Below are 8,793 nucleotides of genomic sequence, written 5' to 3'. Positions count from 1 at the left end.
CGTACCTGTGGGATCTGTGCCACGCGGAGCCCCGACAGAGGCCGGTAATCACTACAAAAGGGCCACTCGGATGACGCCCTTCGGACAGCAAGGCAAGCCGTACCTACCTGGTCACACAGGGTGGTAAGTACGGCCTGCCTTGCTGGCAGGAGCCGTTTTTCGTGCGTACTTTCGAGGGTGTCGAGGGGCCGGGGCGGGTGAAATCCGCTGCCGGAGAAGGGGAGAGCTGTGTCCATCATCGAGACCGACGCCGTACTGCACGAGGCGCACCGGGACAACCACACCCACCGGGATGTGAACGGCGGCTGGCTGCGCCCCGCGGTGTTCGGTGCCATGGACGGGCTCGTCTCGAACCTCGCCCTGATGACCGGAGTCGCGGGCGGGGACGTCTCGCACCGCACCATCGTGATCACCGGACTGGCCGGACTGGCCGCCGGCGCCTTCTCGATGGCGGCCGGCGAGTACACCTCCGTCGCCTCGCAGCGCGAGCTCGTCGAGGCCGAGCTCGACGTCGAGCGGCGGGAGCTGCGCAAGCACCCCAAGGACGAGGAGCGGGAGCTCGCCGCGCTCTACGAGTCCCGCGGGGTCGAGACCGGGCTGGCCCGCGAGGTCGCCCGGCAGCTGTCGCGCGACCCGGAGCAGGCCCTGGAGATCCACGCCCGCGAGGAGCTGGGCATCGACCCGGGGGACCTGCCGTCGCCGCTCGTCGCCGCCGTGTCCTCGTTCGGCGCCTTCGCGCTGGGCGCGCTGCTCCCGGTGCTGCCGTATCTGCTCGGCGCGGACGCGATGTGGCCGGCCGTGCTGCTCGCCCTGGCCGGGCTCTTCGGCTGCGGCGCGGTGGTCGCCCGGGTCACCGCCCGCAGCTGGTGGTTCAGCGGGCTGCGGCAGCTGGTGCTGGGCGGCGCCGCCGCCGCGATCACCTACGGCCTGGGCGCCCTGTTCGGGGTCGCCGTCGGGGGCTGAGCCCTGGAGCGGTGATGTCACGCGGCCACGTGCACCCTCCGGTGCACGTGGCCGTAACGTGTGTGCCATCCGTGTGACGTACGTCCTGATCAGCGCCACTGGGCGGATCGGGCGTACGCGACGTAAAATGAGACTCTATGCAGGGCTACACATAAGTAGTCGTTACTCGGCGGTTTCGTTTGCTTTGCCGCCGGGCATGAGCCGTAGACACCGCAGGCAACGACGCCTGCTCTCTGCGGTCTCCCGGGCGCCGATCCTCCGACTGCGACCCACCTCACCGTCACGACGGTGTCCGTATGTTGGAACGAGCTATCCGCTTCTTGAGAAGCGTCCCATCATGTAATCTGCACGAAATTTCGCAGAGGGCCAACGTCGTCCCTCGGCACTGCATATGCCACGACGACGACGGGAGAGCCGATGCGCACCGACGCCTGGTCGCCCATGGACGGTCGCCCCGCCCAGCAGGGGATGTACGACCCCCGCAACGAGCACGACGCCTGTGGTGTCGGTTTCGTAGCCACTCTGACCGGTGTGGCCGGCCACGAGCTGGTCGAGCAGGCGCTGACCGTACTGCGCAACCTCGAACACCGAGGCGCCACCGGATCCGAGCCCGACTCCGGTGACGGAGCCGGAATCCTGCTCCAGGTCCCGGACGCCTTCCTCCGCGAAGAGGTCCCCTTCGACCTTCCCGAGGCCGGTGCCTACGCCGTCGGCATCGCATTCCTGCCCGCGGACGACTCCACCGAGGCCGTCCGCAGTCTTGAGAAGATCGCCGCCGAAGAAGGCCTCAAGGTCCTCGGCTGGCGCGAGGTCCCGGTCACCCCCGACATCCTCGGCAACGGCGCCCGCGCCACCATGCCCGAGTTCCGCCAGCTCTTCGTCGCGGACGGCGAGAGCAGTGGCATCGTCCTGGACCGCAAGGCCTTCGTGCTGCGCAAGCGCGCCGAGCGTGAGACCGGGGTCTACTTCCCGTCGCTCTCCGCCCGCACGATCGTCTACAAGGGCATGCTCACCACCGGGCAGCTGGAGCCGTTCTTCCCGGACCTCTCCGACCGCCGCTTCGCCACCACGGTCGCGCTGGTCCACTCCCGCTTCTCCACCAACACCTTCCCGAGCTGGCCGCTCGCCCACCCGTACCGCTTCGTCGCGCACAACGGCGAGATCAACACGGTCAAGGGCAACCGCAACTGGATGAAGGCCCGCGAGTCCCAGCTCGCCTCCAGCCTCTTCGGTACGGAGCAGCTGGACCGGATCTTCCCCGTCTGCACCCCGGACGCCTCCGACTCGGCCTCCTTCGACGAGGTCCTGGAGCTGCTCCACCTCGGCGGCCGCTCGCTGCCGCACTCCGTCCTGATGATGGTGCCCGAGGCGTGGGAGAACCACGCCTCGATGGACCCGGCCCGGCGCGCCTTCTACCAGTACCACTCCACGATGATGGAGCCCTGGGACGGTCCGGCCTGCGTCACCTTCACCGACGGCACCCAGGTCGGCGCGGTCCTCGACCGCAACGGTCTGCGCCCCGGCCGCTACTGGGTCACCGACGACGGCCTCGTCGTCCTCTCCTCCGAGGTCGGCGTCCTGGACATCGACCCCGCCAAGGTCGTCCGCAAGGGCCGCCTCCAGCCCGGCAAGATGTTCCTCGTCGACACCGCCGAGCACCGCATCATCGAGGACGACGAGATCAAGGCGTCCCTCGCCGCCGAGCAGCCCTACCAGGAGTGGCTGGAGACCGGCGAGATCGAGCTGGAGGACCTCCCCGAGCGGGAGCACATCGTGCACACGCACGCCTCCGTCACCCGCCGCCAGCAGACCTTCGGCTACACCGAGGAAGAGCTCCGCGTCCTCCTCGCCCCGATGGCCCGCACCGCCGGCGAGCCGCTCGGCTCCATGGGCACCGACTCGCCGATCGCCGCGCTCTCCGCGCGCCCCCGGCTGCTCTTCGACTACTTCACCCAGCTGTTCGCCCAGGTCACCAACCCGCCGCTGGACGCCATCCGCGAGGAGCTCGTCACCTCGCTGCACTCCACGCTGGGCCCGTCGGGCAACCTGCTGGAGCCGACCGCCGCGTCCTGTCGCAGCGTCACGCTCCCCTTCCCGGTGATCGACAACGACGAGCTGGCCAAGCTCATACACATCAACGCCGACGGCGACATGCCGGGCATGAAGGCCGCCACGCTCTCCGGTCTCTACCGGGTCGGCGGCGGCGGTGAGGCGCTGGCCGCGCGGATCGAGGAGATCTGCACCGAGGTCGACGCCGCCATCGAGGACGGCGCCCGCCTGATCGTCCTGTCCGACCGGCACTCCGACGCCGAGCACGCGCCGATCCCGTCGCTGCTGCTCACCTCGGCCGTCCACCACCACCTCATCCGCACCAAGCAGCGCACCCAGGTGGGCCTGCTGGTCGAGGCCGGTGACGTCCGCGAGGTCCACCACGTCGCGCTGCTGATCGGCTACGGCGCCGCCGCGGTCAACCCGTACCTCGCCATGGAGTCCGTCGAGGACCTGGTCCGGGCCGGCACCTTCATCGAGGGCATCGAGTCCGAGCAGGCCATCCGCAACCTGATCTACGCGCTGGGCAAGGGCGTCCTGAAGGTCATGTCCAAGATGGGCATCTCCACCGTCGCCTCCTACCGCGGCGCCCAGGTCTTCGAGGCCGTCGGCCTCGACGAGGACTTCGTCGACCAGTACTTCAACGGCACCGCCACCAAGATCGGCGGCGCCGGACTCGACGTCGTCGCCAAGGAGGTCGCCGCCCGGCACGCCAAGGGCTACCCCGCCTCCGGCATCTCCGCCTCGCACCGCGCGCTGGAGATCGGCGGCGAGTACCAGTGGCGCCGCGAGGGCGAGCCGCACCTGTTCGACCCGGACACGGTCTTCCGCCTCCAGCACGCCACCCGCAACCGCCGGTACGACATCTTCAAGCAGTACACGGGCCGGGTGAACGAGCAGTCCGAGCGCCTGATGACGCTGCGCGGACTCTTCGGCTTCACCTCGGACCGCGAGGCCGTCGACATCGACGAGGTCGAGTCCGTCTCCGACATCGTCAAGCGCTTCTCCACCGGCGCCATGTCGTACGGCTCGATCTCCCGCGAGGCGCACGAGACCCTCGCCGTCGCCATGAACCAGCTGGGCGGCAAGTCCAACACCGGCGAGGGCGGCGAGGACGCCGACCGGCTCTACGACCCGGCACGCCGCTCCTCCATCAAGCAGGTCGCCTCCGGCCGCTTCGGAGTCACCAGCGAGTACCTGGTCAACGCGGACGACATCCAGATCAAGATGGCGCAGGGCGCCAAGCCCGGCGAGGGCGGCCAGCTGCCCGGCCACAAGGTCTACCCGTGGGTCGCCAAGACCCGGCACTCCACCCCGGGCGTCGGTCTGATCTCCCCGCCGCCGCACCACGACATCTACTCCATCGAGGACCTGGCTCAGCTGATCCACGACCTCAAGAACGCCAACCCGGCGGCCCGCATCCACGTGAAGCTGGTCTCCGAGGTCGGTGTCGGCACGGTCGCCGCCGGTGTCTCCAAGGCGCACGCGGACGTCGTCCTCATCTCCGGCCACGACGGCGGAACGGGCGCCTCCCCGCTCACCTCCCTGAAGCACGCGGGCGGACCCTGGGAGCTCGGCCTCGCCGAGACCCAGCAGACGCTGCTGCTCAACGGCCTGCGCGACCGCATCGTCGTGCAGACCGACGGCCAGCTCAAGACCGGCCGCGACGTCGTCATCGCCGCGCTGCTGGGCGCCGAGGAGTTCGGTTTCGCGACCGCGCCGCTCGTCGTCTCCGGCTGCGTCATGATGCGCGTCTGCCACCTCGACACCTGCCCGGTCGGCATCGCCACCCAGAACCCGGTCCTGCGCGACCGGTTCTCCGGCAAGGCCGAGTACATCGTCAACTTCTTCGAGTTCATCGCCCAGGAAGTCCGCGAGATCCTCGCCGAGCTCGGCTTCCGGACGATCGAGGAGGCCGTCGGCCACGCCGAGCTGCTGGACACCGACCGTGCGATCACGCACTGGAAGGCCCAGGGCCTCGACCTCGCCCCGCTGTTCTACGTCCCCGAGCTGGCCGAAGGCGCCGTCCGGCACCAGATCGCCGAGCAGGACCACGGTCTGGCCAAGGCCCTCGACAACGAGCTGATCAAGCTCGCCGCCGACGCCCTGAACGCCGACAGCGCCGAGGCCGCCCAGCCGGTCCGCGCGCAGATCGCGATCCGCAACATCAACCGGACCGTCGGCACCATGCTCGGCCACGAGGTCACGAAGAAGTTCGGCGGTGCGGGCCTGCCCCAGGACACCATCGACATCACCTTCACCGGTTCCGCGGGCCAGTCCTTCGGCGCCTTCCTGCCCAGCGGTGTGACGCTGCGCCTGGAGGGCGACGCCAACGACTACGTCGGCAAGGGCCTCTCCGGCGGCCGCGTCGTCGTCCGCCCGGACCGCGGCGCCGACCACCTCGCCGAGTACTCCACCATCGCGGGCAACACCATCGCCTACGGCGCCACCGGCGGCGAACTGTACCTGCGCGGCCGTACCGGTGAGCGGTTCTGCGTCCGCAACTCCGGCGCCACCGTCGTCTCGGAAGGCGTGGGCGACCACGGCTGCGAGTACATGACCGGCGGACACGCCGTCGTCCTCGGCGAGACCGGACGCAACTTCGCGGCCGGCATGTCGGGCGGCGTGGCGTACGTCATCGACCTGGACCGCGACAACGTCAACGTCGGGAACCTCGGCGCGGTCGAGGAGCTCTCCGACAGCGACAAGCAGTGGCTGCACGACGTCGTGCGCCGCCACCAGGAGGAGACCGGATCCACGGTCGCCGAGAAGCTCCTCGCCGAGTGGGACAGCGCAGTTGGCGGCGTGTCCCGCTTCAGCAAGATCATCCCGTCCACCTACAAGGCAGTGCTCGCCGCCAAGGACGCCGCTGAGCTCGCCGGTCTCTCCGAGCAGGAGACCACCGAGAAGATGATGGAGGCGGCGACCAATGGCTGACCCCAAGGGCTTCCTGACCACCGGCCGCGAGGTCGCCACGACCCGCCCCGTCGGCGAGCGCGTCAAGGACTGGAACGAGGTCTACGTTCCGGGCTCGCTGCTCCCGATCATCAGCAAGCAGGCCGGCCGCTGCATGGACTGCGGCATCCCGTTCTGCCACCAGGGCTGTCCGCTCGGAAACCTCATCCCCGAGTGGAACGACTACGCCTACCGCGAGGACTGGACCGCCGCGTCCGAGCGCCTGCACGCCACGAACAACTTCCCGGAGTTCACCGGGCGGCTCTGCCCGGCCCCGTGCGAGTCGGCGTGTGTGCTCGGCATCAACCAGCCGGCCGTCACCATCAAGAACGTCGAGGTCTCGATCATCGACCAGGCGTGGGACCGCGGCGACGTGACCCCGCAGCCGCCCGAGCGCCTCTCCGGCAAGACCGTCGCCGTCATCGGCTCCGGCCCGGCCGGACTCGCCGCCGCCCAGCAGCTGACCCGGGCCGGCCACACGGTCGCCGTCTACGAGCGCGCGGACCGCATCGGGGGACTCCTCCGGTACGGCATCCCCGAGTTCAAGATGGAGAAGTCGCACATCAACCGCCGCATCGAGCAGATGCGCGCGGAGGGCACCAAGTTCCGCACCGAGGTCGAGGTCGGCAAGGACGTCGACGCCGCGAAGCTGCGCCGCCGCTACGACGCCGTCGTCATCGCCGCCGGCGCCACCGTCTCCCGCGACCTGCCCGTCCCGGGCCGTGAGCTGAACGGTGTGCACTTCGCGATGGAGTACCTGCCGCTCGCCAACAAGGTGCAGGAGGGCGATCTGACGGTCTCCCCGATCACCGCCGAGGGCAAGCACGTCGTCGTCATCGGCGGCGGCGACACCGGCGCCGACTGCGTCGGCACCGCCCACCGGCAGGGCGCGGCCTCCGTCACCCAGCTGGAGATCATGCCCCGCCCGGGCGAGGACCGGAACGCCAACCAGCCCTGGCCGACCTTCCCGATGCTCTACAAGGTCACCTCCGCGCACGAGGAGGGCGGCGAGCGGGTCTACTCCGTCTCGACCACCCACTTCGAGGGCGACGAGGACGGCAACGTCCAGGCCCTCCACCTCGTCGAGGTGGAGTTCAAGGACGGTAAGCTGGAGCAGAAGCCCGGCACCGAGCGGTCGATCCCCGCACAGCTGGTCACCCTCGCGATGGGCTTCACCGGCACCGACCAGGCCAACGGTCTGGTCCAGCAGTTCGGTCTGGAGCTCGACGCCCGCGGCAACGTCGCCCGTGACGACGACTACGCCACCAACGTCGACGGCGTGTTCGTCGCCGGTGACGCCGGCCGCGGCCAGTCCCTCATCGTGTGGGCCATCGCCGAGGGCCGCTCCGCGGCCCGCGGAGTGGACCGCTTCCTGACCGGAGCCAGCGCACTGCCGGCCCCGATCCGCCCGACGGACCGTTCCCTGATGGTCTGACACGGCACACAAGACGTCCCGTACAACGGCGTACGGAACTGAACGCGGCGCCTGCCCGTCCCCGACCGGACGATTCGGCAGGCGCCGTGGCGCATCCCGGGCCGGTTCACGGCCCCGGCCCCTCAGGTCTCCCAGCTGCCTCAGGTGACCAGGGCCAGCGCACAGGTGGCGGCCGCCGTCGCAGTCACCGCCAGCACCAGACCCGTCAGGACGAACCGCCCCAACGCGATCCGCGTCCCCTGCTGACGGCACCGCTCGAACCACAGCAGGGTCGCCAGCGAACCCCACGGCGTGACGACGGAACCCGCGTTGACCCCGATCAGCAGGGCCAGCAGCTGGTCGTGGTTCCCCGCCGGGATGACCGCCTCGCCCGCCACGTACGCAGGCAGGTTGTTCAGCACGTTGGCGAGCCCCGCACCCACCCCGGCCGACCGCAGCATGCCCAGGAAGCCGTTGTCCGAGCCGAGCGCCCGCACCAGCAGTTCGTGCAGCCCGTGCGCGTTGACCGTCTCCACGACCAGGAACATCCCCGGGACCAGTACCAGCAGCCGCCACGGGACCAGCGACAGCCGCAGCTCCTCCCGGCGCCGCACCGCGAACGCCGCCACCACGACCACCATCGCGGCCAGCGACGCCGACCACAGCGGCACATCCACCGCCAGGATCGCCACCAGGAACCCGACGCACGCCACCGCGCAGATCCGCAGCAGCACCGGATCGCCGGGCACCGGCAGGGCGGGTGGTGTGTAGCGCTCCGCCCCGCGCCGGCCGCGGCGCCAGTAGAACACCCACAGACAGAGCGCCGTCACCCCGATCGCCGCCAGCTGGGGCAGCCACATCACCGAGGCCAGACCGGCCGGCGACAGCGCCACCCGGTCCGCGGCCAGCAGATTCGTCAGGTTCGACACCGGCAGCAGCAGACTCGCCGTGTTGGCCAGCCACACCGTCGTCATCGCCAACGGCACCCCGGCGATGCCCACCCGGGTCCCCAGCGCCAGCATCACCGGCGTGAGCAGGACCGCGGTCGTGTCCAGGTTCAGGGTGATCGTGGTCAGCGAGGCGAACGCCACGCACAGCCCGAACAGCAGCGCGTAACGGCCCCGGCCGGCGCGTGCCACCCAGGCCGCCACCACATCGAAGACCTGCGCCCGGCCCGCCAGCTCCGCCATCACGATCACGGTGGCCAGGAACGCCAGCAGCGGCCCGATCCGCCGCATCTGATCGGCCGCCGGGCCGGCGGGCAGCAGCCCGGTCACCGAGGCGAGCAGCCCTGCCAGGAGCAGCCCGGCCGCCAGCCAGTCGAGCGGGTGCAGCCGTCGGACCAGGGATGACAGCACAGCCGCGCTCCCGCCGCCGGGCCGCGGCGTGGAGTGATCGTTCCGCATGCGGTC

4 protein-coding genes are annotated in these 8,793 nt (G+C 70.4%); 3 read left to right on the top strand and 1 reads right to left on the bottom strand.

Going from position 1 to position 8,793, the window contains the following annotated elements; all coding sequences use genetic code 11:
- The first annotated feature begins 228 nt into the window (after window positions 1-228).
- From OG408_RS10480 to OG408_RS10470, 3 genes are all read left to right on the top strand, one after another.
- Window positions 229-963: a VIT1/CCC1 transporter family protein gene (locus tag OG408_RS10480; RefSeq protein ID WP_266777613.1), complete on the top strand. Its 735-nt coding sequence runs from the start codon at window positions 229-231 to the stop codon at window positions 961-963.
- 417 nt (window positions 964-1,380) lie between these two features.
- The gene (gltB, locus tag OG408_RS10475) at window positions 1,381-5,949 is read left to right on the top strand and encodes a glutamate synthase large subunit (RefSeq protein ID WP_326669514.1); all 4,569 of its coding nucleotides are present in this window, start codon (window positions 1,381-1,383) and stop codon (window positions 5,947-5,949) included.
- Window positions 5,942-7,402: a glutamate synthase subunit beta gene (locus OG408_RS10470; RefSeq protein ID WP_266777609.1), complete on the top strand. Its 1,461-nt coding sequence runs from the start codon at window positions 5,942-5,944 to the stop codon at window positions 7,400-7,402. The genes gltB and OG408_RS10470 overlap by 8 nt, the downstream gene beginning before the upstream one ends.
- 140 nt (window positions 7,403-7,542) lie before the next feature.
- Here the strand turns inward: OG408_RS10470 and OG408_RS10465 are convergent, their stop codons facing one another.
- Complete coding sequence (locus tag OG408_RS10465) at window positions 7,543-8,787, bottom strand: SLC13 family permease (protein WP_326669511.1); 1,245 nt, start codon at window positions 8,785-8,787, stop codon at window positions 7,543-7,545.
- Window positions 8,788-8,793: the final 6 nt, after the last annotated feature.

Source organism: Streptomyces sp. NBC_01257, from assembly GCF_035917255.1.
Classification (GTDB): domain Bacteria; phylum Actinomycetota; class Actinomycetes; order Streptomycetales; family Streptomycetaceae; genus Streptomyces.
The sequence above is the reverse complement of the archived record's forward strand: the minus strand, read 5'-3'. Positions and strand labels throughout refer to the sequence as shown.